The 25,949-nt window shown below is 62.9% G+C and carries 22 protein-coding genes, 1 tRNA gene and 1 pseudogene; 10 read left to right on the forward strand and 14 right to left on the reverse strand.

All coding sequences use genetic code 11. The annotated features are described in order from the left end of the window. Positions 1–5: 5 nt before the first annotated feature. The 3 genes from D8W71_RS18285 to D8W71_RS18295 are packed head-to-tail and all read left to right on the forward strand — an operon-like array spanning position 6 to position 2,846. Positions 6–995, forward strand: coding sequence for a branched-chain amino acid ABC transporter permease (locus D8W71_RS18285; protein ID WP_121119505.1), 990 nt, complete (start codon positions 6–8; stop codon positions 993–995). Beyond that, a complete protein-coding gene (locus D8W71_RS18290; RefSeq protein ID WP_121115384.1) occupies positions 988–2,040 on the forward strand; it encodes an ABC transporter ATP-binding protein in 1,053 nt (350 codons plus the stop codon). The genes D8W71_RS18285 and D8W71_RS18290 overlap by 8 nt, the downstream gene beginning before the upstream one ends. Beyond that, positions 2,037–2,846, forward strand: a complete 810-nt coding sequence (locus D8W71_RS18295) for an ABC transporter ATP-binding protein (RefSeq protein WP_121115386.1) — start codon at positions 2,037–2,039, stop codon at positions 2,844–2,846. The genes D8W71_RS18290 and D8W71_RS18295 overlap by 4 nt, the downstream gene beginning before the upstream one ends. Positions 2,847–3,173: 327 nt before the next feature. On the opposite strand, the gene D8W71_RS18300 is transcribed toward D8W71_RS18295, so the two are convergent. Further along, positions 3,174–4,514, reverse strand: a complete 1,341-nt coding sequence (locus tag D8W71_RS18300; protein ID WP_121115389.1) for an ABC transporter substrate-binding protein — start codon at positions 4,512–4,514, stop codon at positions 3,174–3,176. 172 nt (positions 4,515–4,686) lie between these two features. Beyond that, entirely contained in the window at positions 4,687–5,304 is a 618-nt protein-coding gene (locus tag D8W71_RS18305) for an ANTAR domain-containing response regulator (protein ID WP_121115391.1), read from the reverse strand. 158 nt (positions 5,305–5,462) lie between these two features. On the opposite strand from D8W71_RS18305, the gene D8W71_RS18310 reads away from it, so the two are divergent. The 3 genes from D8W71_RS18310 (at position 5,463) to D8W71_RS18320 (ending at position 6,518) form a co-directional block, all read left to right on the forward strand. Continuing rightward, positions 5,463–5,539, forward strand: a tRNA-Leu gene (locus D8W71_RS18310). 66 nt (positions 5,540–5,605) lie between these two features. Further along, positions 5,606–5,785, forward strand: coding sequence for a hypothetical protein (locus D8W71_RS18315; RefSeq protein WP_121119507.1), 180 nt, complete (start codon positions 5,606–5,608; stop codon positions 5,783–5,785). Between the two features lie 4 nt (positions 5,786–5,789). Further along, positions 5,790–6,518, forward strand: coding sequence for an AAA family ATPase (locus D8W71_RS18320; protein WP_121115393.1), 729 nt, complete (start codon positions 5,790–5,792; stop codon positions 6,516–6,518). A 5-nt stretch (positions 6,519–6,523) separates the two neighbouring features. Here the strand turns inward: D8W71_RS18320 and D8W71_RS18325 are convergent, their stop codons facing one another. Continuing rightward, positions 6,524–7,498 (reverse strand): AraC family transcriptional regulator, encoded by a 975-nt coding sequence (locus tag D8W71_RS18325; protein WP_121115395.1) that lies wholly within the window; start codon positions 7,496–7,498, stop codon positions 6,524–6,526. Between the two features lie 114 nt (positions 7,499–7,612). Here D8W71_RS18325 and D8W71_RS18330 point away from each other — a divergent pair, with 114 nt between their 5' ends. Together D8W71_RS18330 and D8W71_RS18335 are read left to right on the forward strand one after the other, a co-directional pair. Continuing rightward, positions 7,613–8,500, forward strand: coding sequence for an NAD(P)H-binding protein (locus D8W71_RS18330; RefSeq protein ID WP_121115397.1), 888 nt, complete (start codon positions 7,613–7,615; stop codon positions 8,498–8,500). Next, complete coding sequence (locus D8W71_RS18335; RefSeq protein ID WP_121115399.1) at positions 8,497–8,976, forward strand: anthrone oxygenase family protein; 480 nt, start codon at positions 8,497–8,499, stop codon at positions 8,974–8,976. The genes D8W71_RS18330 and D8W71_RS18335 overlap by 4 nt, the downstream gene beginning before the upstream one ends. Here the strand turns inward: D8W71_RS18335 and D8W71_RS18340 are convergent. Then, positions 8,973–9,158: a hypothetical protein gene (locus D8W71_RS18340; RefSeq protein WP_153275396.1), complete on the reverse strand. Its 186-nt coding sequence runs from the start codon at positions 9,156–9,158 to the stop codon at positions 8,973–8,975. The genes D8W71_RS18335 and D8W71_RS18340 overlap by 4 nt on opposite strands. Positions 9,159–9,311: 153 nt before the next feature. Between D8W71_RS18340 and D8W71_RS18345 the strand changes: the two genes are divergently transcribed. Then, positions 9,312–9,752: a DNA-deoxyinosine glycosylase gene (locus D8W71_RS18345; protein ID WP_328588833.1), complete on the forward strand. Its 441-nt coding sequence runs from the start codon at positions 9,312–9,314 to the stop codon at positions 9,750–9,752. Positions 9,753–10,037: 285 nt separating this feature from the next. On the opposite strand, the pseudogene D8W71_RS18350 reads toward D8W71_RS18345, so the two are convergent. Then, positions 10,038–10,991 (reverse strand): annotated as a pseudogene (locus D8W71_RS18350) (glycosyltransferase 87 family protein); the annotation flags it as partial. 128 nt (positions 10,992–11,119) lie between these two features. On the opposite strand from D8W71_RS18350, the gene D8W71_RS18355 reads away from it, so the two are divergent. Next, on the forward strand, positions 11,120–12,076 hold the full coding sequence (locus tag D8W71_RS18355; RefSeq protein WP_236077496.1) for an alpha/beta hydrolase: 957 nt from the start codon (positions 11,120–11,122) through the stop codon (positions 12,074–12,076). 82 nt (positions 12,077–12,158) lie between these two features. On the opposite strand, the gene D8W71_RS18360 is transcribed toward D8W71_RS18355, so the two are convergent. The 9 genes from D8W71_RS18360 to trpB form a co-directional block, all read right to left on the reverse strand. Then, positions 12,159–13,076, reverse strand: a complete 918-nt coding sequence (locus tag D8W71_RS18360) for an acyl-CoA thioesterase (protein ID WP_121115407.1) — start codon at positions 13,074–13,076, stop codon at positions 12,159–12,161. Beyond that, the gene (gene pyk, locus D8W71_RS18365) at positions 13,077–14,495 is read right to left on the reverse strand and encodes a pyruvate kinase (protein ID WP_121115409.1); all 1,419 of its coding nucleotides are present in this window, start codon (positions 14,493–14,495) and stop codon (positions 13,077–13,079) included. A gap of 137 nt (positions 14,496–14,632) precedes the next feature. Next, positions 14,633–16,138: a glutamate synthase subunit beta gene (locus D8W71_RS18370; RefSeq protein WP_121115411.1), complete on the reverse strand. Its 1,506-nt coding sequence runs from the start codon at positions 16,136–16,138 to the stop codon at positions 14,633–14,635. Further along, the gene (gene gltB, locus D8W71_RS18375; RefSeq protein WP_121119509.1) at positions 16,131–20,714 is read right to left on the reverse strand and encodes a glutamate synthase large subunit; all 4,584 of its coding nucleotides are present in this window, start codon (positions 20,712–20,714) and stop codon (positions 16,131–16,133) included. The genes D8W71_RS18370 and gltB overlap by 8 nt, the downstream gene beginning before the upstream one ends. A 273-nt stretch (positions 20,715–20,987) precedes the next feature. Beyond that, complete coding sequence (locus tag D8W71_RS18380) at positions 20,988–21,863, reverse strand: TM2 domain-containing protein (RefSeq protein WP_121115413.1); 876 nt, start codon at positions 21,861–21,863, stop codon at positions 20,988–20,990. A 69-nt stretch (positions 21,864–21,932) separates the two neighbouring features. Continuing rightward, positions 21,933–22,691 carry a TM2 domain-containing protein gene (locus D8W71_RS18385; protein WP_236077497.1) on the reverse strand — a complete coding sequence of 253 codons (759 nt, stop codon included), beginning with the start codon at positions 22,689–22,691 and terminating at the stop codon, positions 21,933–21,935. Further along, positions 22,684–23,748 (reverse strand): prolipoprotein diacylglyceryl transferase, encoded by a 1,065-nt coding sequence (lgt, locus tag D8W71_RS18390; RefSeq protein ID WP_236078072.1) that lies wholly within the window; start codon positions 23,746–23,748, stop codon positions 22,684–22,686. Before lgt ends, D8W71_RS18385 begins: the two co-directional genes overlap by 8 nt. Further along, on the reverse strand, positions 23,748–24,551 hold the full coding sequence (gene trpA / locus D8W71_RS18395; protein ID WP_121115416.1) for a tryptophan synthase subunit alpha: 804 nt from the start codon (positions 24,549–24,551) through the stop codon (positions 23,748–23,750). Before trpA ends, lgt begins: the two co-directional genes overlap by 1 nt. Then, the gene (trpB, locus tag D8W71_RS18400) at positions 24,548–25,906 is read right to left on the reverse strand and encodes a tryptophan synthase subunit beta (RefSeq protein WP_121115418.1); all 1,359 of its coding nucleotides are present in this window, start codon (positions 25,904–25,906) and stop codon (positions 24,548–24,550) included. Before trpB ends, trpA begins: the two co-directional genes overlap by 4 nt. Positions 25,907–25,949: the final 43 nt, after the last annotated feature.

The following is a 25,949-nucleotide window of genomic DNA, read 5'->3' on the forward strand; positions in this document are numbered from 1 at the left end:
CCGGTATGGATATTCTCGGAGCACTCCAAGTCTCGCTCGCTCAGCTGATCGGGCCGTCGGCCATTTTCTACGCTCTTCTGGCCATCGGCCTGAACCTTCACTTCGGTTACGCCGGACTTCTCAACTTCGGTCAGATCGGCTTCGCACTGCTCGGCGGTTACGGCGTCGGCATCATGACCATCACCTACCAGCAGCCGCTCTGGGTCGGCATCCTCGTCGGACTGGGCGCGGCAGGTCTTCTCGCGTTGGTACTCGGAATTCCGACGCTTCGACTACGCGCGGACTATCTCGCCATCGTCACAATTGCAGCCTCGGAGATCCTCAGACTCGTCTTCCGATCCACCGCGACAGATCCGGTGACCAAATCCACCAACGGCATCTTCGGGTTCGCAGATCCGTTCACCTCGCTCAGCCCGTTCGACTCAGGCAAGCAATATGCCTTCCTCGGCGTCAAGTTCTACGGCGACGACCTGTGGGCGATGGTGGTCGGCTGGACGCTGGTTCTGCTGCTGTGCGGCTTGATTTATCTCCTGACACACAGTCCGTGGGGACGCGTCCTCAAAGCAGTTCGTGAAGACGAGGATGCAGCGCGGTCGCTGGGCAAAAACGTCTTCGTCTACAAGATGCAGGCCCTCGTGCTCGGTGGTGTCATCGGCGGTATGGGCGGCGTCTTCAACGCCTTGCAGACGAAGTCGATCAACCCCGACTTCTACTCGACGGCACAGACGTTCTTCGCCTTCGGCGCTCTGATCCTCGGTGGCGCGGCAACGGTGTTCGGGCCGGTCCTGGGCGCCATGCTGTTCTGGTTCCTGCTATCCATCCCCGACGCCCTCCTTCGCCAGGCCATCTCCGGCCCCGACCCGCTGCTCAACCTCAGTGAACAGCAGGTCGGTGCAACGCGATTCGTGCTCTTGGGCATACTCATCGCCGTTCTGATGGTCTTCAGACCGCAGGGTATTCTCGGCAACAAGCGAGAGGTCCAACTCAATGCCTAGAACGCCACACGCAGGGCCCGATGCGAGGCGGCCCCTCAGCGCGGAGCAGCGATCAACGCTCTTTGCCGGCGTCCCTCAGACACCGGGTGCCCCCAAGCCGGACGCAACACTCGTCGTCGACGGCGTCTCCCGAACGTTCGGCGGCCTCAAAGCAGTCGACGTCGCACACCTCGAATTTCAGCGGGGATGCATTACCGGGCTGATCGGCCCGAACGGTGCGGGCAAAACGACACTGTTCAATCTGCTGACCGGCTTCGATCGGCCCGACACCGGCACATGGTCGATGGACGGTCAATCCCTGGGCAAGATGCATCCGCATCAGGTGGCGCGCAAGGGCGTGGTGCGGACGTTTCAGCTGACCAAGGCCCTGTCAAAACTGACGGTGCTCGACAACGTGCGTCTCGGCGCCACGGGGCAGCGCGGCGAGCGAATCGTCAACACGTTGATGCCGTGGACCTGGAAGAAGCAGGAAAAGGAGATCACCGAGAGGGCGTACGAGCTACTCGCACGGTTCAAACTCGATGCGAAGGCCGATGACCTCGCCGGTTCGATGTCCGGAGGGCAGCGCAAGCTGCTCGAAATGGCACGTGCGCTGATGACCGACCCTGCGGTCGTCATGCTCGACGAGCCGATGGCAGGCGTCAATCCTGCTCTGACGCAGAGCCTTCTGGGACACATCAAGTCACTGCGCGACGACGGAATGACGGTGGTGTTCGTCGAACACGACATGGACGTCATCCGCGACATCAGCGACTGGGTCGTCGTCATGGCGCAGGGAAGCGTGATAGCCGAGTCGACGCCGGAGGACCTGTCCAACAACGGCGCCGTCGTCGATGCCTACCTCGGTAGCCACCACGACCAGGCACTCGAATTCGACGAGAACGGCAACCCCGTCGGCGCCACTGCCGAATTGGCTCAGGCATTGGAACAAGCCGAGGCCGAAGAACTCCAGGCAGGCGGCAACCTGTCCGAACCGGAGTTCGTCGCACCCGCGGATGTCGCGCCGACGGCCGGCAAGCACGCCAAGGAAGAAGACGGCAAATGAGCGAACCGAGTACAACCAAGCTGACGCCTGCCGAATTCGCCGCAACCGCAGGCGAACACGCACGTCTCGCCGAGGGCGCGCTCGTGCGAGCAGACAACCTCGTGGCGGGCTACATCCCGGGCGTCAACATTCTCAACGAGTGCAACTTCTTCCTCAAGGACGGAGAGATCGTCGGCATCATCGGCCCGAACGGTGCCGGCAAGTCGACCTTGCTCAAGACCTTGTTCGGCCTGATTCCCGTGCGCGAGGGATCGGTGAAGCTTCGCGGAGACAACATCACCTCGGCCGAGGCGCACGTACTCGTCACCAAGGGTGTCGGCTACGTTCCGCAGACTCAGAACGTGTTTCCCTCACTCACCATCGAAGAGAACCTCGAGATGGGAATCTATCTGCGACCGAAGAAGTTTCAGGAAAGATTCGACTTCGTCAGCGAACTCTTTCCACTGCTGGGCGAGCGCAAGAAGGTCAAGGCAGGCGCACTGTCCGGCGGCGAACGTCAGATGGTTGCCATGGGTCGGGCATTGATGATGGAGCCGTCGGTCCTTCTGCTCGACGAGCCGTCGGCCGGCCTGTCCCCCATGTTCCAAGACGAGGTGTTCATCCGCTGCAAGAAGATCAACGCAACGGGAGTCTCGATCATCATGGTCGAGCAGAACGCACGTCGGTGCCTCCAGATCTGCGATCGCGGCTACGTCCTCGACCAGGGTCGTAACGCGTACACCGACACCGGACCTGCACTGATGAACGACCCAAAGGTCATCGAGCTGTACCTGGGTACCTTGGCGGGAAGCAAAGAAAAGAAGTAGTTTCGATCCCCTCGAAACCCGGGTCCGCTCATCGGGCCCGGGTTTCGTGCTGCCGGGGGGTGACCGAATGTCTCATTCGGTCACCTCGGGTGAGCGAACGGCTGTCTCGGTCACTCAGAGTGTGCGAATGTCTCATTCGGTCTCGTCGGGTGAGCGAATGACTGTCTCGGTCACTCAGAGTGTGCGAATGTCTCATTCGGTCACCTCGGGAGCCCCGGAATGCGAGCAAATGACTCATTCGGTCACCTCGGCAGCCCGGGACAGACCAAAGCCCCGATCCGAGGGCTCGGACCGGGGCTCTGGGCCTAGATACTCAGTACTGGAACATCACTCGCCGACGACGATGTACTTGTCCGTGGTGAGCTTGTTGTCCGGTCCGAAGACCAGGTTGCCGTACGAACCGGTTGCCGGCTCACCCGCGTCGCTGAAGTTCAGCGCACCGGTGACTCCGTCGTAGTCGATGTCGGTTCCGGCCTGGACGAGGGGAAGGCACTGTGCATACGTGGTGCACTTCTCGCCATCCTTGGTGACGCTGTTGATGTTGGCAGCGATGTCGGTGCCTGCAGTCGACTTGGCCTGCTCCGCAGCGAGTGCGGAGATGACCACTGCGTCGTAGGACTCACCGGCATAATTGAAGTCCACCAGAGCCGGGTCGACGGTCTTGAGGCGGTCCTGGAAGGCCGTGCCGACGTCGGTGAGCGGCGTGGTGCCACGCATCGTGTCCAGCAGCCCTGCAGCAACGGACTCACCGAGTGCGTTGCCCATGTTGCCGTCGACGCCGTAGACGAGAGTGCCGTCGGACGGTCCGATGCCCACCTCATGCATACGGGTGATGATCTTGGCCGACTCCTCGAAGCCGATGATCGCCACTGCATCAGGGGCGAAGTTGTTCACGTCGTCGACCTCGGCGTTGAACGACTGTGCGTTGGGGTCGTAAATGATCTTCTGGATCTGGTCGGACGCGATGCCCGCCTCTTCCAAGTTCGTGACGGTGTTGGCGGCGAGGCCGGTGCCGTACGGGTCGTTGAGCGCCAGGATGGACACACGCTGCGCACCGTCCTCGGCGATCAGCTGCGACAGAGCCTGCGCCTGCAGAACGTCGGTCGGTGCCGTACGGAAGTACTGGCCCTTGTCCGGGTAGCAGACGAACTGATCCGAGGTGTTGGCCGGAGAGAACTGTACGACGCCTGCACTGGCGATCTTGTCGATCACCTTGAGCGACACCGAGGACGACGCTGCGCCGACGATCACGTCTGCACCGCCTGCGAGCAGACGGTCGACGGTCGTGTTGGCCGTGTCCGTCGTCGTGTCACCGGAATCGCCCTGGATCAGCTGAACGGGCTGTCCCAGAACGCCACCGGCTTCGTTGACCTCGTTGACTGCAAGCTGTACACCGGCGACCTCGGGGGGTCCGAGGAAGGCGAGGCTGCCTGTGGCCGGTAGCAACGTTCCGACGACCAGCGGAGTCGTAACCGGAGTTGCACCTGCTGTCGCCTGGGCGGGCGTGCAATCAGTCGTCACGGTCTCTTCTGCTGGTGCCGAATTTCCACCGCTGGCGGAGCTGGAACTGTCACTCGAGCTGGAATCGTCGCTCGAAGAACAGCCGAACAGTGCCAATGACGCAGCACCCAGCACCGCAGCCGTGCGGACGTAGGTCCGTTTTGCCATCTAGGGTCTCCTTGATCGATCAAAAGATGAAGCACACGTGAGAAATGCGCCCCATGTGTGGAACAGACGCTAGCTGTCCGAATCGATCCGCGACGGTCGAGAAGACGGCTCGTGACCTGACTGTGACCTGCAAGCCCGAAGATTTACATCGTCGTAGCGTGAAGACCGAAAGTCAGCCCTCTGTGGGCGTGTCGAGAGTCTCGATGATGACGTCCGCGACAGCCTTCATCGTCGTCCGTCGATCCATGGCCGCGCGCTGAATCCACTTGAACGCCTGCGGCTCTGTGAGGGACTGGGACTCCATCAACTTGCCCTTGGCTCGCTCGATGAGCTTGCGGGTCTCCAGCCGCTCCTGCAGGTCCGCGATCTCGTTCTCGAGTGTGGAAATTTCGGTGTACCTGCTCGCTGCCAATTCGACGGCCGGCATCAGATCAGCCTTCGAGAAGGGCTTTACGAGGTAGGCCATTGCTCCCGCGTCGCGCGCTCTTTCCACGAGCTCACGCTGACTGAACGCCGTCAATATGACGACTGGGGCAATGCGCTTCTCGGCAATCTCCGACGCCGCATCGATGCCGTCGCGTCGGGGCATCTTGACGTCCATGATCACTAGATCGGGACGCAACTCCACGGCGAGGTCCACGGCCTGCTGACCGTCCGCCGCCTCGCCGACGACCTCGTAGCCCTCTTCACGCAACATCTCCACCAAATCCAGGCGAATGAGCGATTCGTCCTCGGCCACCACAACACGAAGAGCGGGCTTGCCGCCCTCCTGCGCAACAGGAGCGTTCATTGATACCAGTCTCCTTGTACAAGTCATCGACCTGCAGAAATACTCGCACGTCCAGCGGGCGCACGCAGACTCCGCCGGACGCTCAGAGCACTTGAAGGGTACCGGTGGTCGACCCGATCGGCGCATCGTCTAAGTTAGTGAACCGCAAGACAACGCCAGCCCTCGTATCCCAATTGGCAGAGGAAACGGATTCAAAACCCGTGCAGTGTGAGTTCGAGTCTCACCGAGGGCACCAGGAACGCTCCCGTCCAACCCCAAATTCTGGTAAACCGGTTCTCCGGTGGACGCCTACAGTGGGGTCATGTACATACCAAGCAATCTTCGTTGCCACGACACCGGCGCAGGCACTTTGTGCGCGCAGCGTGTCACTCACCGGTTCGGGGATGCTTCGGACTCCTCGGACATCAAATGGGTCTTCTACCAGTGCAGTGTGAACACCGAACACGTCACGGGATACGAAGATCGCCCGGTGACCGACTGATTCGATGTTCGTCGAGCGCGCGTACGTAGATCCCGAGAATCGCACCGATGACTGGCCTTTCACCATTCCCGCGGTTGACCAGCTGATCACCGACGGCTTGGAGTTCAACGCTCCGGTGACAATGCTCGTCGGGGACAACGGATCGGGAAAATCAACGATCGTCGAGGCGATTGCCGAAGGGTTCCAACTCGATTCGAGAGGTGGCCGGGCGTCGCGTCCACCACGGTCGGAGACGGTTCTGACACCGTTGGGCGAGGTCATCGAACTCGAGATGACGCCGCGCGGGTCTCGGATGCTGCGCGGTCCGAGACTTCAGAAAAAGGGTTTCTTTCTCCGCGCCGAAACAGCGTTCGAGATGACCGAGAAGCTCGGCGGAGTCCCCGGTTACTGGGACGAGGACACCGCCGAGATGAGCCACGGCGAGGGATTTCTGGCCGTCTTTCGCGCCATGTTTCGGGACCCAGGCTTCTATGTGCTGGACGAGCCGGAATCTGCGCTGTCTTTCACCGCATGCCTTCACCTCGTGGCGTTGATGGACGAGTTGTCCGAGTCCGGTTCCCAGATCGTGTGCGCCACACATTCGCCGATCCTTGCGTCACTGCCCGGCGCCGACATCGTCGAAGTCGGCGACAACGGAATGCAGAGAACGCCGTGGGAAGAACTGCAACTCGTTACGCACTGGAGACGATATCTCGACGATCCGGCGTCGTACCTCCGGCACCTAATCGACTGACGTCGTCAGGCCCCGATCGCAGACATCTCGACTCGTCTCCGCACACTTCCAGGCGACACTCCGAGCATGCGCTTGAAAGCTCGAGCAAACGCCGCCTCGGACTGATACCCACTTCTCTTTGCGAGTTCGGCGACAGTGACGTCGGCCGATCTCAAGGCGTCGTGCGCCGCTCTCATTCGCCACCTGGCCAGATACCGCATCGGAGACTCACCGACCATCGAGGTGAACCGAGCAGAAAATGCTGATCGTGACATCGCGACCTCGGCCGCCAACGATGCCACAGTCCATGGCTTATCCGGGTCACGGTGCATTCGCGCCAACGCCGGTCCGACCGCTGAATCCTGCAGCGCTCCAAGCCAACCGATTTGCGCAGCGGGATCGTGCTCTATCCACCAGCGAAGCGCTTGAATGACGAGGATGTCCGACAACCGCGTGATGACGGCCTCTCCCCCAGGCCTGAGGTATTTGGCCTCGTCCGCGATGAGGCCCAATGTGCTGTGCATCCACGACAGGCGTGCAGCAGGTACGGATTCCACGACGATCAGAGGTGGTAGGGACCCGATGAGCTGCACGGCCGACGGGTGATCGAGTCTGACTGCGCCGCAGATCATCGTCGCCGGTGGTCCGTCTTCACCGTGTCGAACCACCGCGTAGCGATCCGACACATACTCGTGCGGTAGACCCCAGACGACCGGCGCCGTCTGTGCCGCTTCACGGTCGCTCGACAGGACATGTCCCAAACCATGAGGCACCAAGGCGAATTCGCCAGGCGTCAGGTATCTCGGCGTCGATCCTGGAACCGACAGCAGACACCGTCCGCGCGTGACTACGTGGAACCACAGGCAATCTGCCATCTCGGGCATCGTCAGCCCCCACGGCTCCGACAACTCGGAGCGGCAGTAGAACGCTCCCGTCATTCGAAGAAAGTGCAGCGCCTCGCCCAGAGGATCCTCCGATGTCCATGGGTCGACTCCGCGCATGAACCGAGAATACGGCAGCGCTGGACGAATAAGCATAGAACTGCGACCAATGGCCATAGATCGTCCGGCGATGCGCTGCAAAGCTGGACGCACACCAACGAAAGGACGATCGACATGATCACGATCATCGGAGCGTCGGGGCAGGTGGGAAGCAAGATTGCCACAACGCTGCTCGACGCCGGACGCTACGTTCGCGTCCTCGGCCGGACCGCGGAATCGCTGAACAACCTCGGCGAACGCGGGGCGGACATCCGCGTCGGAAACGTCGCCGATACCCCATGGCTCACCGAGACTCTTCGCGACAGCGACGCGGTGTTTGCCATGGTTCCGAGCAATCCGTTCGCCGAATACTATGGCGCAGAACAAGATCGACTGGGTGAATCGATTGCCGAAGCCCTGACGGCAAGTGCCGTTCCGACCGTCGTCGCTTTGAGCAGCCTGGGTGCGGACCGACCCGACGCCCCGGGCGTGATCGGCGCGTTGCATCGTCAGGAACTGCGGTTGGCCAAGTTGTCGGCGCGCGTCGCGTTATTGCGACCTGTGTCGTTCTTCGAAAACCTGCTCGTCGCCGTGGAACAGCTCGAGGAGTCTGGCAGTCATGTGGATTCGGTGGAGGCCGACGTCCCGATTCCCATGATCGCGACCGCTGATGTCGCTGCCGCGGCAGCTCGGATGCTGACGGATCGACAGTGGACTGGACACGTCGGCGTCGACCTACTCGGTGAACGCGACCTCAGCTACGACGAGGCGACGGCCATACTCGGGGACCGCCTCGGAATCGACGACCCGTCATACGTCCAGCTCGCGTACGACGCCATGATCGATGCCTTCACCGAACTCGGGTTCTCCTTGGACTACGCACGGCACTACGTCGACATGACCAGAGCGTTCAACAGCGGAGAATTGACCGATGGCGTGCCGCGAACCGTCGCGAACACCACGCCGACGCGTATCGAAGACTTCGCGTCCTCACTCCGCACTCATCACGAGCGTGCGCTGTGATCGACCGGATTACGTCGATCGCCACGACGGTTGCAGCGGTGGGGTGCGGTCTCACAGCAGGTGTACTTTTTGCGTTCTCGATCAGCGTGATGCCTGCGCTCAGGAGTCGGCCGGCATCGGATGCGATATCGACGATGCAACAGATCAACGTCGTCATCGTGTCGCCGGTATTCCTGACTGCATTCCTCGGAAGCGCAGGTGCAGCAGTCACAGCGGCCGTCGGGGCGCTGGTATCCGGCGCTCCGACGCGGGTACTGATCGTGGCAGGCGCGCTGATGTACGTGATCGGGTGTGTCGTGGTGACGATGGCGGTCAACGTCCCACTTAACGATTCGCTCGCCGCGGTAGACCCGAACAGCCCGGCGGGAACCGACCTATGGTCGAACTATCTCCCCGAATGGACTCGATGGAATCACGCCAGAAGCGCGGCTGCCGCACTGGCGTGCGTCGCGCTCACCGTCGCGGCCAGGCGCTAGATGTCGACGGGCGGATCTTGGTGGCGTCGACGAATTTCCTCCTCGAATCTTTCGATGAGGACGTCTGTCGCCGCGAGATCGGTCCCCTGTGCACCTTCGTCCATCGAGGCGTCACGGCCTCGCCGGAGAGCCGCAAGTTCGGCATCGAGTTCATGGGTGTCGAGTACGCGTGGATCCAACATGTTTCCATTCTCTGCCTCTCTGGGTCCACCGCGCATGCGTTTCGGCCCACTGCGCACGCGCTTCCACGGCAATGAGACGCTGAACCGATGACGACGGTGCACAGTTTCGCCCCGATCATCGGCACCTCGGCTCACACGTTGATTCTTGGATCGATGCCTGGAGTCGCGTCATTGGCAGCACACCAGTACTACGCGCATCCTCGAAATGCGTTCTGGCCGATCATGGGCGAATTGTTCGGCGCTGGCCCGTCGGTTCCGTACGAGGAACGAACCGAGATACTCCTACGCAGCGGCATCGCCGTGTGGGATGTGTTGAAGCTGTGTACTCGGCACGGGAGCCTCGACTCGGCGATCGTCGAGTCCACGATCGAGACCAACGACTTCGCGTCGCTGATCGCGGCGCACGCGTCCATCGAGCGAATTTTCTTCAACGGCGCCAAGGCTGAGAGCAGCTTTCGGCGATATGTGCGTCCCACTCAGGCTGTCTCGCAGATCGACTTCGTCCGACTCCCGTCCACCAGCCCCGCGTTCGCGTCGATGTCGTTCGAACGCAAACTCGAGTCGTGGCGATCCATCGTGTGCGCTGACGCGTGAACTGGCACCGAGTTTCGCACCGACTGCCAACAGGACCGCAGCAAACACCAGCGGATAGGCATTACCCGCGAGCACAGCCACCGGACCTGACGCACGCTGCATGAACGTCCCTATGACTGCCACACCGTCCGATGTTGTGTAGAACCACGCGGCGAACGGCACCAGCACCGTTGCCGGAACAACTAGCCGAATCAGCCAGCACGCCCGGGAGGCGTGGTGCACCACTAGGACGGTCAACGGCACACACCAGACCCAATGATGTCCCCAGGAAAACGGAGACACCATGGGGGTCGTCAGACCACAGACGGTGAGCGAGAGCAATTGCTGTCCGCGGCGTTGAGCCACCGATGCCGCCCACAGACCGAGACCTCCGATCACGACTGCACAGCAGATCCACAGCGCGAATGGCGGAGCACCGTTCGACCACATTCGCGCCAACATGCCGTGGATCGACTGATTGGCCGGTGATCGAAGGAGACCGACTCGGTCGGACTGAAATATCGCCGACGTCCAGAACGTCGTGGCGTCGTTGAACACCCGTAGGAAACCGAGAACGACGGTTGCGCCGAACGAAATGCAGGCGGTTCTGACGGTCGACCACTGGCGCTGCGCCAGCGCATGCAGCACGAAAAACGCTGGGGTCAACTTGAGACCGGCTGCAATCCCGACGCCGAATCCACGAAGGCGACTGCCCTCCGGCCTGCCCAGATCCCACAGAACCGCCACCAGGAGTAGCAGATTGATCTGCCCGAGCCACATCGTCATACGCACCGGTTCGAGCCACGTCATCGCTACTGCCATGCAGATGCTCACGACGTGGGTTGCAGCTCCTCGATATCCCAGCATCCGCCAGCTGAGCAGCACCGCAAGATAGAGCAACGCTGCATTCGCCAGTGCCACGGCGACGATTGTCAGCGGGACCGACAGGGCTGCCAGAGGGACGAACAGTAGCGCCGCGAACGGCGGATAGGTGAACGGAAGGGCGGACTCGAAGAGTGTGAACGAGTACAGAGATTCAGTATCGAGAACGGTCGCGCCACCGTACCGGTAGACGATCGCATCCACACCATTCCCGAAGAGCCCATACAGGCTTCGGAATCCGAGCAAGGACTCGTGCGCCATAAGTGCAATGATCGCGGTCGCGACTGCACCGATGACCCAGGTGAGTCCATGCACCTTCCACTCCGACGGTCTCGACCGCGATTCAGCACTGGTCATGGGCTCGACGCTAGGGTGCATGCGCCGAAAGTCACGGGAGGCACGAACCAACCGTGCCGTTTCGCAACCCGATCGTTAGCAGGCGGCAGAGTTTTCCGTGTCACGATCGAAGAATGTGGCCAGTGGGACAAAAGTGGCGGATGTTACAAATGGTGATGATTGCCGGGTTCGTGGCGATCGTCTCGCTACCCCTGGCTGTGGGCATGCCTGCAACCGCGCAGGACGCGAATGGCGTGCGCGTCGTCGACAACCGTGCGGTGACCGATACCCACTCGATACTGGACGTCTACTCCCCCTCGATGAACAAGGTGATCTCCAACGACATTCTTCGGCCGGCAGCCGGTGGAATTCTGCCGACCCTCTATCTGCTCAATGGAGCTTTGGGCAACGAGGACGGCGTGGGCTGGCTCAACAACTCGTCTATCGCCGAATTCTTCGCCGACAAGAACGTCACGGTAGCAATGCCGATCGGCGGGCGTTTCAGCTTCTACACCGACTGGCAACGGCCTGATCCCGTTCTCGGCGAATACAAGTGGCAGACATACCTGACCGAAGAACTACCGCGTGCGATCGAGCAGACGTTCGGATCCACTGGACGCGCGGGCGTCGCGGGACTGTCGATGAGCGGCGGACCCGCCCTCGATCTCGCCGCCCAATCACCCGAAAGATTCGATGCGGCAGCCTCGTTGAGCGGTTGCCCAGCTCCGTCCAATCCGCTCGCCACGATAGGCATCTCGGCGATGATCGCCGGAGGGCTGAACAATCCGTTCAACATGTGGGGACCTCCCGGAAGCCCGGCGTGGCGTGATCACGATCCAGCAGTGAACGTGGAGAAGCTCCGCGGAACCGCCGTCTACGTGAGCGCATCCGCCGGGAGGCCCGGCCCGGTGGACCGAATTCCGGTAGGAGCTGTGCCGCCGTTCGGTGGAATCGCCGTCGAAGCCCTCGTCAACTACTGCACATCGCTGTTCGTGGACGCACTGCACCGAAGCGGTGTTCCCGCAACGATATCGATGCGTGGCACCGGCGCACATACGTGGCCGCTGTTCGAAGATCAGCTGCGCGAGGCATGGACAACCACCCTCGGGCCAGCGATCGTTGCCTGAACCGACGACTTCTCAGCGCTAGGACTTCTCGGGGCTGGGACTTCTCAGGGCCAGGACTTCTGAGGGCCAGGACTTCTGAGGGCTAGGGCCGCTTGGGGAAATGCCGGATGAGGCCTTCCTGCACGACCGTTGCCAACAGCAACCCGTCCATCGAGAAGAACCGTCCGGTCGCCAGACCACGAGAACCAGCGGCGACCGGAGATTCCGTCGCGTAGAGAGCCCAGTCGTCGAACCGGAACGGGCGGTGGAACCAGATGGAATGGTTGACCGTCGCGGCAACGATTCGATCGAATCCCCAGGACAACCCGTGGGTGGTGATGATGGAATCGAGCACCGTGGTGTCCGACGCGTACCCCATCGTGGCTGCGTGAAATATCGGGTCGTCGGGCAGCTCGCCGTCGGCTTTCATCCACACGCGGTTGTGGTTCAGCTTCTCCCCTGTGCCTTGCATGATCCACGCGGGGTCGTTGGCGTACCGCATGTCGATGGGCTTGAGTGCATCGACGAACATCTGCAGACGGTCCTCGTAGCCGACGAAGTGGTCTCCGAGCGGCGGGAGAGCGTCCGGGTACGGCACATCGGGCAACTCGACGCTGTGCTCGAGGCCCTTTCCGAAATCCTGGAAAGCCGCGAGCATCACGAAGATCTCGTTGCCGTCCTGATAAGCGGTGACTTGGCGGTTCGCGAACGCGCGGCCGTCACGGTGACGGTCGACGTGGTACTCGATCGGCTTCTTCACGTCACCGCCGCGGATAAAGTGTGCGTTGATGGCATGGACGTCGCGGGTGGTGCCGGTGACGGTTCTACCCGCCGCGATGAGTGCCTGCGCAACCATCTGGCCACCGAAGGTCCGGCTTCCGACCTGGCGAGGATGCACCCCCAGGAACTTGTCCTCGCCGATCTCCTCGAGCGCCAACAGCTCGAGGAGCGTCTCCAGGTCCGTCTTCACTTCGGTACTACTGGGCGCAGTAGTTGCACCCGTTCCCCCCGCATCGGTCACTTACCGGTCCTCTTCCCCAATTCGGTGCACATGGATCAAGTTGGTCGAGCCTACTGTGCCGGGAGGGGCACCGGCCACGATCACGACCTGATCGCTCTTGTTGTACCGACCGAGTTCCAGCAAAGCCTTGTCGACCTCGAGCACCATCGCATCCGTCGTGGCGACATCGGGAACCAGGAACGTCTCGGTTCCCCAGCTCAGTGCCAGCTGCGAACGGACCTCGGGGATCGAGGTGAACGCGAGCAGCGGCAGCGACGTGTGCAGACGAGCGAGGCGCCGCACGGTGTCACCGGACTGAGTGAAGGCGACCAGCGCCTTGGCGTCGAGACGCTCACCGATATCGCGCGCGGCGTAGGAGATGACGCCGCGCTTGGTGCGCGGAACGTGGGTGAGAGGCGGAACGGGATCGCCTTCGGTCTCCACCGTCTCGACGATTCGCGCCATCGTGCGCACGGTTTCCATCACGTACTTGCCGACCGACGTCTCTCCGGAGAGCATGACAGCGTCGGTTCCGTCGAGCACCGCGTTGGCGACGTCGGAGGCCTCGGCGCGGGTGGGTCGCGAGTTCTCGATCATGGACTCGAGCATCTGCGTGGCGACGATGACGGGCTTGGCGTTGGCACGGGCGATCTGGATCGCACGCTTCTGCACCAGCGGGACCTGCTCGAGCGGCAACTCGACGCCGAGGTCACCGCGAGCGACCATCACCGCGTCGAACGCGAGAACGATAGCTTCGAGATTGTCGACGGCTTCGGGCTTTTCGAGCTTCGCGATGACCGGGACGCGGCGTCCGACACGATCCATGATCGCGTGGACGAGTTCGACATCGGCCGGCGAGCGCACGAACGACAGCGCGATGAAGTCGACACCGAGCGCAAGCGCGAACTCGAGATCGGCAATGTCCTTCTCGGACAACGCGGGAACCGAGACGTCCATGCCGGGTAGCGACACGCCCTTGTTGTTGCTCACCGGGCCACCCTCGGTGACACGACACAGAACGTCGTTGCCTTCGACGCCGGTGACCACGAGGCCTACCTTGCCGTCGTCGACGAGAAGGCGGTCGCCTTCCTTGGCGTCCTGGGCAAGTTCTTTGTAGGTGGTGGACACACGATCGTGTGTCCCCTCGCATTCCTCGACGGTGATGCGCACCAGTTCACCGGCGGCCCAGGTGGTCTTGCCCTCGGCGAAACGACCGAGGCGAATCTTGGGGCCCTGCAGGTCGGCGAGAATGCCGACTGCTTTACCGGTGGCGTTCGACGCCTCGCGGACCCATTCGTAGTTGGCCTGGTGATCTGGGTGATCACCGTGGCTGAAGTTCAGTCTGGCGACATCCATTCCACTCTCTACGAGTTCACGGATTCGCTCACTGCTGGCGGTCGCAGGTCCAAGGGTGCAAACGATCTTCGTACGTCGGCTCACGGACACGAGCGTAGTCGGTACCGCTCAAACTCCGCACGGCAGAGGTCCCCAAGAAAATACTACTGGCGGGTAGTCGCACGTTGCCACAGCTGAGAGCACCTGGATCGGTAAAGCCTGCGCGATCACACGGACGTGCGTCACACCACGGCGAGAGGCAAAGAGTTCGGGTGAACTGGCGACGGGAGATCCGATCGGCCGGTGAGAAACGCGTCGACGCCGTGCGCTGCCGAACGGCCCTCGGCGATCGCCCAGACAACGAGCGAGGCCCCGCGATGCGCGTCCCCACACACGAATACTCCCGGTGCACTGGTCTGCCAGTCGGATCCGCACGAAAGCGAACCTCGACGCGACAGGGACAGTCCGTAGTCGTCCAGAAGAGGACCGTGCTCGACACCGTCGAAACCGATCGCGAACAACGCCAGATCACACGGAAGCTCGACTTCTTCACCGATAGGGGTGATGATTCGCCGCCCGTTCGTGTCCCGCTGCACCTCGACCTCTGCCAGAACCATCGCCCGAACGCGCCCGTTCTCGTCGCCCAGAAACCGCTGAACGGCGACCTGGTGACGAATGACGCCGCCCTCGGCATGCGCCGGTGACGTCCTCAGTACGAGTGGCCACGACGGCCACGGTGACGTCGAGTCGTCCCGTGCTTCGGGAAGCGCCTGGTTGTAGTCGAGCTGTGTCACGGACGCCGCGCCCTGGCGATGGGCCGTTCCCAGGCAGTCCGCACCGGTGTCACCGCCACCGATGATGACCACGTGCTTGCCCTTGGCGTCGATGGACGTCGGACCGTCGCCCTCGCACTCCTTGTTCGAGGGCACGAGATGTTCCATCGCGAGGTGAATTCCGTCCAGCTCCCGGCCCACCACCTCGGTGTTGTCCCGAGCTCGTAGCGCTCCGACGGCGAGAATCACCGCGTCGTACTTCGCGCGCAATTGCTCGACGGTGAAGTCGACACCCACCTCGCAGTCGGTGACGAAATGTGTTCCCTCTGCTCGCATCTGCATGAGGCGCTGGTCCAGCACGGACTTCTCGAGCTTGAATTCCGGGATGCCGTATCGCAGCAGTCCGCCCAGTCGGTCGTCCCGCTCGTATACCGTCACGTCGTGACCGGCGCGTGTGAGCTGTTGCGCCGCAGCCAATCCGGCGGGACCGGAGCCGACCACGGCGACCGACTTGCCCGTGCTGATCGTCGGTGGCTGCGGAACGATGCTCCCGCTCTCCCAGGCGAGATCCGCAATGGTCTGCTCGACCCGTTTGATGGTGACGCTACCGCCGGTTTCGGCCTCGGAAATGGAGAGCACGCAGGCGGACTCGCACGGCGCGGGACAGACCCGACCGGTGAACTCGGGGAAGTTGTTCGTCGCGTGCAAACGATCACTCGCTGCGTCCCACCGATCTCGGCGGACCAGGTCGTTCCACTCCGGGATCAAGTTGCCGAGCGGGCACCCTGCGGTTCCCGAGTGGCAGAACGGAATACCGCAATCCATGCACCGACGGGCCTGGTCGGATACTTCGGACGCACGCTGCTGCGCCGGCTGGTGCGAGTAGACCTCGTTCCAATCCATGACTCGTTCGGCGATCGGTCGCTTTTCGGCCTCTCGCTTGACGACGTTCAGAAATCCTCGTGGATCAGCCACGTGCAGCCTCCATGATCGCAGAGTCGACGTCGCGCCCTTCGGCGCGCGCCATCGAGGTCGCCTCCAGCACGCGCTGGTAGTCGACCGGCATGATTTTGGTGAACAGAGCCGAGCGGCGCGGCCAGTCGGCGAGCAAGGACGCGGCGACCGCAGATCCGGTCCACTCCCAGTGCTTCTCGACGGTGTCACGCAGCCAGGCCAGGTCGTCGGGGTTCGGAGTCTGCAGCGCAACCATGGCGGTGTTGACGTTGTTCTCGTCCAAACCGAGCACGTAGGCGATACCCCCGGACATACCTGCCGCCATGTTGCGCCCTGTCGGCCCCAACACGATGACGCGGCCACCGGTCATGTACTCGAACGCGTGATCACCCACACCCTCGTTGACCGCCGTAGCGCCCGAATTGCGCACCGCGAACCGCTCGCCGACGCGCCCGCGAAGGAACACTTCGCCTGCCGTCGCACCGTAGAGGATCGTGTTCCCGGCGATGACGTTGTCCTCTGCCACGAACGTGGCGTCGGGAGCTGGGCGCACCACAACGCGTCCACCCGAAAGGCCCTTGCCCACATAGTCGTTGGTGTCACCGATCAGGTCGATCGTAATACCCGCCGGCAGGAATGCACCGAGGGATTGGCCTGCGGAACCGGTGAGTTCGATTCGGATGGTGTCGTCCGGTAACCCGGCGCCTCCGTACCGCCTGGTGACCTCGGAGCCGAGGAGCGTTCCGACGGTCCGGTTGACGTTGCGTACCGGTAGCTCGAGCTTGACCGGGTGCGCGTCCTCCAAGGCGCCTTCCGACAGCTGGATCAGCGTGCGGTCCAGCGCGAGGTCGAGACCGTGGTCCTGGCCACGCAGTCGCCTGCGCTGCGTCATCGGCGCACCGTGCTGGTCCTTCGGCATCGCGAAGATCGGCGACAGGTCGAGACCCTTGCTCTTCCAGTGCGCGATACCGGCGGCCGTTTCCAGTGCGTCTGCGTGCCCGACCGCCTCGTCTATGCTGCGGAACCCCAACTGCGCCAGGTACTTGCGGACATCCTCGGCGACGAACTTGAAGAAGTCCTCGACGAACTCGGGCTTGCCGGTGAACCGCTTGCGAAGTTCCGGGTTCTGGGTGGCCACACCGACGGGGCACGTGTCGAGATGGCACACGCGCATCATGATGCACCCCGACACGATCAGCGGCGCGGTAGAGAACCCGAACTCCTCGGCGCCGAGCAGCGCAGCGACGATGACGTCGCGGCCGGTCCGAAGCCCACCGTCGCACTGCACGGTGATCCTGTCGCGAAGACCGTTGAGTACCAACGTCTGCTGAGCATCGGCGAGCCCGATCTCCCACGGCGCACCCGCGTGCTTGAGCGAGGTCAGCGGGGCCGCCCCGGTACCGCCGTCGTAGCCCGAGATCAAGACGACGTCGGCGTGCGCCTTGCTGACACCGGTGGCGACGGTTCCGACCCCCACGGAACTGACGAGCTTGACGTGGACGCGAGCATTCTCGTTGGCGTTCTTCAAATCGTGGATCAGCTGAGCAAGATCCTCGATGGAGTAGATGTCGTGATGCGGTGGTGGCGAGATTAGACCGACTCCCGGAGTCGAGTGCCTGGTCTTCGCGACCCACGGATATACCTTGTAGCCGGGAAGCTGACCACCCTCGCCGGGCTTGGCACCTTGCGCCATCTTGATCTGAATGTCGGTTGCATTGACGAGGTAGTCACTCGTCACGCCGAATCGCCCACTGGCGACCTGCTTGACCGCGCTCCGCCGTCCCTTGTCGTACAACCGGTCGGTGTCCTCGCCGCCCTCCCCCGAATTCGAACGACCACCGAGATTGTTCATCGCAACGGCCATCGTCTCGTGTGCTTCCGCCGAAATCGATCCATAGCTCATGGCGCCGGTGTTGAAGCGCGTGACGATGGACTCGGCGGGTTCGACCTCGTCGAGCGGAATCGGCTGACGCAGACCTTCTTTGAACTCGAAGAGACCGCGCAACGCACCGCCTTCTCGGGCCAGCCGGTCGACTTCGCTGCTGTACTTCTGAAACACGTCGTAGCGACCGGTACGGGTCGCGTGCTGCAGGAGGAACACGGTCTCCGGCGTGAAGAGATGCAGTTCGCCCTCGCGGCGGAACTGGTACTCACCTCCGATGTCGAGTCGCCGGTGCACGCGATCGGTCGGATTCTCGGGGTATGCCCGTCGGTGACGCAGTTTCACTTCCTCGGCCAGCACGTCGAGTCCGACGCCGCCAAGTGTGCTCGCGGTTCCCTTGAAGTACTCGCGCACGACCTCCTTGTCCAGGCCGACTGCCTCGAAAACTTGCGCGCCAGTGTACGACCCGACCGTCGAGATACCCATCTTGGACATCACCTTGAGCACACCTTTGCCGAGCCCGTACAGGTAGTTTCGAACCGCCGCCGAGGATTCGACCCCGGTGAGCTCGCCTTCGGCGACGAGATCTTCGATCGACTCCATGGCCAAGTACGGATTCACCGCAGCGGCGCCGAATCCGATGAGCAGCGCCAGGTGGTGTACCTCGCGCGCATCTCCCGATTCGACGACGAGCGCCACCTTGGTGCGTTCTTTCGTCCGGACGAGGTGGTGGTGCACGGCGGCTGTAGCCAACAGCGATGGAATGGGAGCGTAGGTGTGGTCGGAGTCGCGGTCGGAGATGATCAACGTCCGGAATCCCGCGGCGATAGCATCGCTGGCCCGACGCCGCAGTTCTTCGACTGCCTCTGCCAGCCCTTCGCCGCCTCGTTCCACCTCGTACAGTCCGCGCAGCACCGTCGCCGACAGGCCGGGATGATCACCGTCGTGATTGATGTGGATGATCTTGTTCAGCTCGTCGTTGTCGAGGACGGGCCACGGAAGCACGATCTGACGGCAGGACGCTGCCGTCGGCTCCAACAGATTGTGTTCGGGCCCCATGACGCGCGCCAACGACGTGACGATCTCCTCCCGAATCGAGTCGAGAGGGGGGTTGGTGACCTGAGCGAACAATTCGATGAAGTAGTCGTAGAGGGCCTTGGACCGTTGCGAGAGCACGGCAGGCGGGGTGTCGGTTCCCATGGAACCCAACGGTTCTCCGCCGGACGCTGCCATCGGCGTCAAAACCACCCGCAGATCTTCCTCGGTGTACCCGAAGGCGACTTGTCGACGCACGACCGAGTCGTGGTTGTACTGAATGTGCGCGCGCTCCGGCAGGCTCTTGAGCTCGAGCAGACCGGCGTGCAGCCACTCCTGGTACGGGTGCTCGCGGGCCAGTCGAGACTTGATCTCGTCGTTTTCGATCACGCGCCCGGCCGCAGTATCGATCAGGAACATCTTGCCCGGCTCGAGGCGGCCCTTCGCCACGACCTCGGATTGCGGCACGTCCAGAACACCCGCTTCGCTGGCGAGAATCATCCGACCGTCGGCGGTCTGCCACCACCTGCCGGGCCGAAGTCCGTTGCGGTCCAACACAGCTCCGACGTAGGAACCGTCGGTGAACGTCACGCACGCCGGGCCGTCCCACGCTTCCATGATCGACGCGTGGAACTGATAGAACGCGCGGACCTCGGGGTCCATGCTGCGGTGATTCTCCCAGGGTTCGGGAACCATCATCATCACCACATGCGGAACGCTGCGCCCTCCGAGGTGCAGCAGCTCGAGAACCTCGTCGAGCGAGACCGAGTCGGAACCGTCGGGGTTGCAGATGGGGTACAGACGCTGCAGGTCACCGGGAATCAGATTGGACGCGAGCATTGCCTCACGCGCACGCATCCGGTTTCGATTTCCTTTGACGGTGTTGATCTCGCCGTTGTGTGCAACGTACCGATGCGGGTGCGCAAGAGGCCACGACGGAAACGTATTGGTCGAAAACCGACTGTGCACGATCGAAATTGCACTCTTGCACAACGGATCCCGAAGATCCGGGAAGTACAGCGGCAGCTGCATCGTGGTGAGCATGCCCTTGAAGACCATCGTTCGCGAGGACAGCGACGGAAAGTACAGTCCGGTGCCCGCCTGCTCGATCTCGGGCGTCACGCGTTCGGCGCGCTTGCGCAGGGGATATACGAGTCGATCCAGCGCGAGCCCCCCAGGGCGCTTGCCGCCGTGCTCCGGAGCTGCGACGAAGAGGTACGCCATGTGCGGCATGCATCCGAGTGCGGTCACACCGATATCGGCCTTGTCCGGATCGACTCGAACCTCGGACCAGCCGAGCACCTCCAGACCCTCCTCGGTAGCGATCTCTTCGACTCGGGCAACCGCGGCCGCTCGTTCGCGTACACCCTGCGGGAGGAAGCACATTCCAGCCGCAAAGGTGTTCGAACCGTCCTCTGAGGGAGACGGCAGCTCGACATCGATGAGCGAAGCAAGTAACTCGACCGGGAGCTGGATCAGAATCCCAGCCCCGTCTCCACTGTTGGGCTCGGCACCGGCGGCACCGCGATGCTCGAGATTCTCCAGAGCGAGGACGCCGTCGGCGACGATGCTGTGCGACCTGCGCCCGGCGATATCCGCGATCATCGCGACTCCGCACGAGTCCTTTTCGTGGACCGGGTCGTAGAGCCCCTGTCCTGCAGGCAACTGTGAGAACAGCAATTCCGCCACCTCCCTCTCGGCCAGGGAGAGGCCAGGGAGCGCGCGGTACCGGTCGTCGGCGGTCACTCACGCATTTCTCGGCAACTCCGCTAGCGATCGGCTCCTATGTCGACGTACTGCTCGACGAGAAGCTCGTGTTTCACTGAACGGGTCTACCGGGACAGCTCTGGCCCGCGAAGGAATTCGGCCTCTCGGCCGAATGCTCGAAGCTTACCGTAGCTCTTGACAACCACCGAAACCACCAGGTTTCTCTGTCGACTTCGAGTGTCGATGTCAGTCGCGAAGCGGGCGACCGTGCTCGTCTCGAACGCTGCCGGTGAGCATCATGATCCCGTCGATGAGCGGCCAGATTCCGCCGATTCCACACGTCAACCACGTCACCGCGATCTGCGCGACAGCGATTCCGGGTTGATTCAGATAGAACCGGCCTGCCCCGAAAGGACCGAGCAGAATGCCGAGCAGACCGCCGGTCAGCTTCGATTTGTCGGACAAGGGTTCACCGGTGACGGGATGGCGCCCGTACGGCGCAGTCGGGTCGACCCCGTACGGCGAGCCCGGGTATCCCCCAACGGGATATCCCTGCGGTGGCCCATAACCTTGCTGGCCGTAACCCGCGAACCCAGGGCCCTGAGGCTGACCGGGAAAGCCCTGGGGTTGGCCGGGGTAGCCCTGCGGCCAGGACTCGGGTGGTGGCGGTGGGTAGCCCTGAGTCTGCTGGTCGTACTGCCCCGGTTGCGAGTAGTTCGGGTCCGGCGGTCCGTACACCGGCCCTGCGCCGTACCCACCCGCAGGCGGGTAGGGCTCCGGAGACGGCTGCCCGTACGGATCGCCAGGGGACTGCTTCTCGAAACTGATCGGCGACTGAGGTGTCGACGGATTCTCCGGCGCACTCGGTGGCGGATAGCTCGGCGCTTCGCCCCATCCAGGACCGTTGCCGACCCCGGAGTGGACATCCCATCCGGGACCCGAGCCCGATCCCGAACCGACCGCACCGGTCACCGGCCCCGTCTCGGACGTCGCAGGCGGCTCGGACAGCGACGCTTCGGCAGTCGCGTCGTAGTCGAATGCGGAACCGAACTCCGGCGGCATCTGTGAGCGCTCGGACTCGGAACTGCTGTCGGACTCGGAACTCTTGTCGGGCTCGCTCACCGCGCGCTCCTTGGCTAGTGGGTCGATTGGAAAGTCAGGAGACTCGAACAGTGTGCCACCGCGGACCGCTCAATTCCGAAGTCTGCGCCCGTTGCCGTCCTTGGCGTTGCCGACGAGCATCACAATGCCATCGACGAGCACCCAGACACCGAGCCCGAGCAGCACCAACACCCCGATGCCGAGAACAACCGTCAACCATCCGAAGATCAGCAGCAGCAACTGCGCGACTGCAACGCCGTTGCTGCCGATGTAGAACCGTCCAGCACCGAATCCGCCCAGTAAAATCTGGAGGAGCCCAGCGGCAACCTTGGACTTGTCCGACAACGGCTCACCCGTGATCGGATCGCGACCGAACGGTGCATCGGGCCCGACACCCTGATAGCCGACCGGATAGGAGTAGTACGGCTGCGGTGGCAGATAAGTCGGCTGATTTCCGTAGTTCGCAGCAGTCGGGAAGTGGGGCACGGCTGGATACTGCCCAGCGGCTGGATACTGCTCGGCAGGGGGAAACTGCGCATCAGGGGGAAACTGCGCAGCGGGCGGATACTGAGCAGGAGGTGGATACTGAGCAGGAGCTGGGTAGTACGCCCCTGGATGCTCGCCGCCGGGATTCTGCCACTGTGGCGGATTGCCCATCTCGGGCTGCGTTGCCTCGGGATACGGCGGGGGTGGAGGATACTCGGGGTTTGCGCCGAACGCCGTCGGGTAGGCCTGCGTCGGCTGAACCTCGATCGGATTGCCCGGTATCGGGTAGCTCTCGGTGGGGTTGTAGTCGTTCGCCCGGCCCGTGTTCTCGCCGTCCTCAGGCTTCTTCTCGAAATCAACCACCGGCGGAGTCCTTCTTGCCTGCTTCCGACGCCGTGTCCTTCTCGGCTACAGCGTCCTTCTCGGCTACGGCGTCCTTCTCGACTGCAGCGTCCTTCTCGACCGCAGAGTCGGTGTCCGCGACCGAGGTCGAATGCTCGCCGGAGATCCCGGCCTCACCTGCTTCGCCTGGGGCACCGTGTGCGTCCGTCGACACGAGCGAAGCCGGATCCTCGCGGCCCTTCGTCGCCAGCACGAAGTAGAGAACAGCGAGCACGAACACGATGGCGGATGTAAAGCTGTTGACGCGGATGCCTGCGATGTGCGTGGCGTAGTCGTCGCGAAGCAGCTCGACCCAGAATCTGCCCGCGCAGTATCCAGCGACGTAGAGCGCGAACAATCGGCCGTGGCCGATTGTGAACTTGCGATCGACGATCACAAGCAAGACGACGACAGCGAGACTCCACAGAAGTTCGTACAGGAAAGTCGGATGAACGACCTTCTCCAGGACTCCGGACGACACGCCGGCAAGCGGATCGATGCGTCCGGCGTCGTTAACCCGCTCGTAGATTTCGAGGCCCCACGCAACGGTTGTGTCCCGGCCGTACAACTCTTGATTGAAGTAGTTGCCGATTCGGCCGATAGCCTGAGCCAGCAGAATGGGCGGGCCGACGGCATCTCCGAACGCGGGCAACGGAATTCCGCGTCGTCGGCATGCTATCCAGGCCCCGACACCGCCCAGCAGCACAGCACCCCAGATACCGAGGCCGCCCTCCCACACCTTCAGAGCGCGGATCGGGTCACCGCCCGGTCCGAAGTAGGTGCTCCAGTCGGTTGCCACGTGATACAGACGTCCACCGAGCAAGCCGAACGGAACTGCCCAGACCGCGACGTCGAGGACCGTACCTTTGGTACCACCGCGCGAAACCCATCGCCGGTCGCCCCACACGATGGCCACGACAATGCCGACGATGATGAACAGCGCATACGCGCGAAGAGCGATAGGACCGACGTACCAGACGCCCTGAGGAGGGCTTGGAATGTATGCGAGAACAGCGGACGACGACGAGACTCCGGGGATCACGACGCCACGTTAGCGGATCGGACGCCGTCGGCGAGCTCTTGCGTCAGCTTCGCAACAGCGTCCAGACCTGTGTCGACTGCACTGACCAGCGCCGAACCCACGATGACCGCGTCGGCGTACCGAGCAATCTCGGCAGCCTGGGCACCCGACCGAACGCCGAGGCCGACTCCCACCGGAATGTCGGAGTGCCGACGAATGCGAGCGGTCAACTCGGGGGCAGCGGAAGAGACAGCGTCCCGCGCACCGGTGACGCCCATTGTCGATGCGGCATAGACGAATCCGCGACTCGCGGCGACGGTACTGGCGATGCGTTCTTCCGTCGAGGACGGTGCCACGAGAAAAATTCGGTCGAGGTCGTGCTCGTCCGACGCCGTGATCCACTCTCCCGCTTCGTCTGGAATGAGGTCGGGGGTGATGATGCCGAGACCGCCTGCACCCGCGAGGTCGCGTGCGAACGCGTCGACTCCATAGCGCATGACAAGGTTCCAGTAGGTCATGACCACTGCCTTGCCGCCTGCGGCGGACACCTTCTCGACGACGGTGAAGACGTCCTTCACCCGCGCGCCTGCGCGAAGGGCGGTATCGGCCGCAGCCTGGATGGTCGGTCCGTCCATCACCGGATCGGAATAGGGAATTCCGACCTCGACTATGTCGCACCCGTTCGACACCATGGTCTCGAACACCTCGACCGATTTCGAGACCGTGGGGAATCCGGCAGGTAGGTACCCGACGAGTGCCGCACGGTTCTCGGCCCGGCAGGCCTCGAACGTCGCGGCGAGCCTGGAACGTCGCTCGGTCATGCCTGTTCCACCCTCTCGGTCTCGGTCTGCTCGCTGTCGTCCTTGTCCGGATCGCCTTCGACGGCGTCGACGTGCGCCTCACCGTCCCCGTCCACGAGTCCGAACCACTCGGCTGCAGTGTCCACATCCTTGTCGCCGCGACCCGAGAGGTTGACGAGGATGATGGCGCCGGCGCCCAGCTCTTGCCCCAGCTTCAACGCACCCGCGATGGCGTGTGCCGACTCGATGGCCGGGATGATGCCCTCGGTCCGGCTCAGCAGGCGGAACGCGTCCATCGCCTCGGTGTCGGTGATTCCCCGGTACTCGGCGCGACCGATGTCGTTGAGGTAGGAATGTTCCGGTCCGACGCCCGGATAGTCCAAACCGGCTGATATCGAATGAGATTCGACCGTTTGGCCGTCCTCGTCCTGCAGCAAGTACGAGTAGGTTCCGTGCAGCGTTCCCGGCGAACCGCCGCTGATGGTCGCTGCATGCCGACCTGTGTCGACGCCGTCGCCTGCGGCTTCGAACCCGATCAATCGCACCGACGGATCGTCGATGAACGCGTGGAAGATGCCGATGGCGTTCGATCCGCCGCCGACACACGCTGCGATCGCATCGGGGAGACGACCGGTCGATGCTTGAACCTGTTGGCGCGCTTCGAGTCCGATGATCCGCTGGAAATCGCGCACCATGGCTGGGAAGGGATGCGGGCCTGCGACGGTACCGAAACAGTAGTAAGTGTTGTCGGCGTGTGCGACCCAATCGCGGAGAGCTTCGTTGATCGCATCCTTGAGCGTGCGCGAACCGGATTTCACTGCGACGACGGAAGACCCGAGCAAACGCATACGAGCAACGTTCAGCGCCTGGCGTTCGGTGTCCACCTCGCCCATGTAGACGACACACTCGAGACCCAGCAGCGCGCAGGCCGTTGCGGTCGCGACTCCATGCTGACCCGCACCGGTCTCGGCGATAATTCGCGTCTTACCCATTCGCTTGGCCAACAGGACCTGCCCGAGGACATTGTTGATCTTGTGAGAACCGGTGTGGTTGAGGTCTTCTCGCTTGAGCAGGATTCGCGCACCACCCGCGTACTCCGACAGTCGCGTAGCTTCGAACACCGGGGAAGGTCGGCCGGTGTAGTCGCGCTGGAGGCGATCGAGTTCGGAGAGGAATTCGTTGTCCCCGCGCACCTTGTCGTACTCGGCGGTGACTTCTTCGATCACGCCCATCAGCGCCTCGGGCACGAACCGGCCGCCGTACACACCGAAATGGCCGCCGACATCGGGATCGTGTTGACTGCGATCGGTCAGTCCGAAGCTGGACTGAGGTAGATCGCCGCCCTTGAAACGGGGACTCGATAGCTCGCTGCTCACCCGACCAGTCTGCCCCAGCAGCCCTCGACGAGGTCCATCGGGG

The organism is Rhodococcus sp. P1Y, assembly GCF_003641205.1.
GTDB lineage: Bacteria > Actinomycetota > Actinomycetes > Mycobacteriales > Mycobacteriaceae > Rhodococcoides.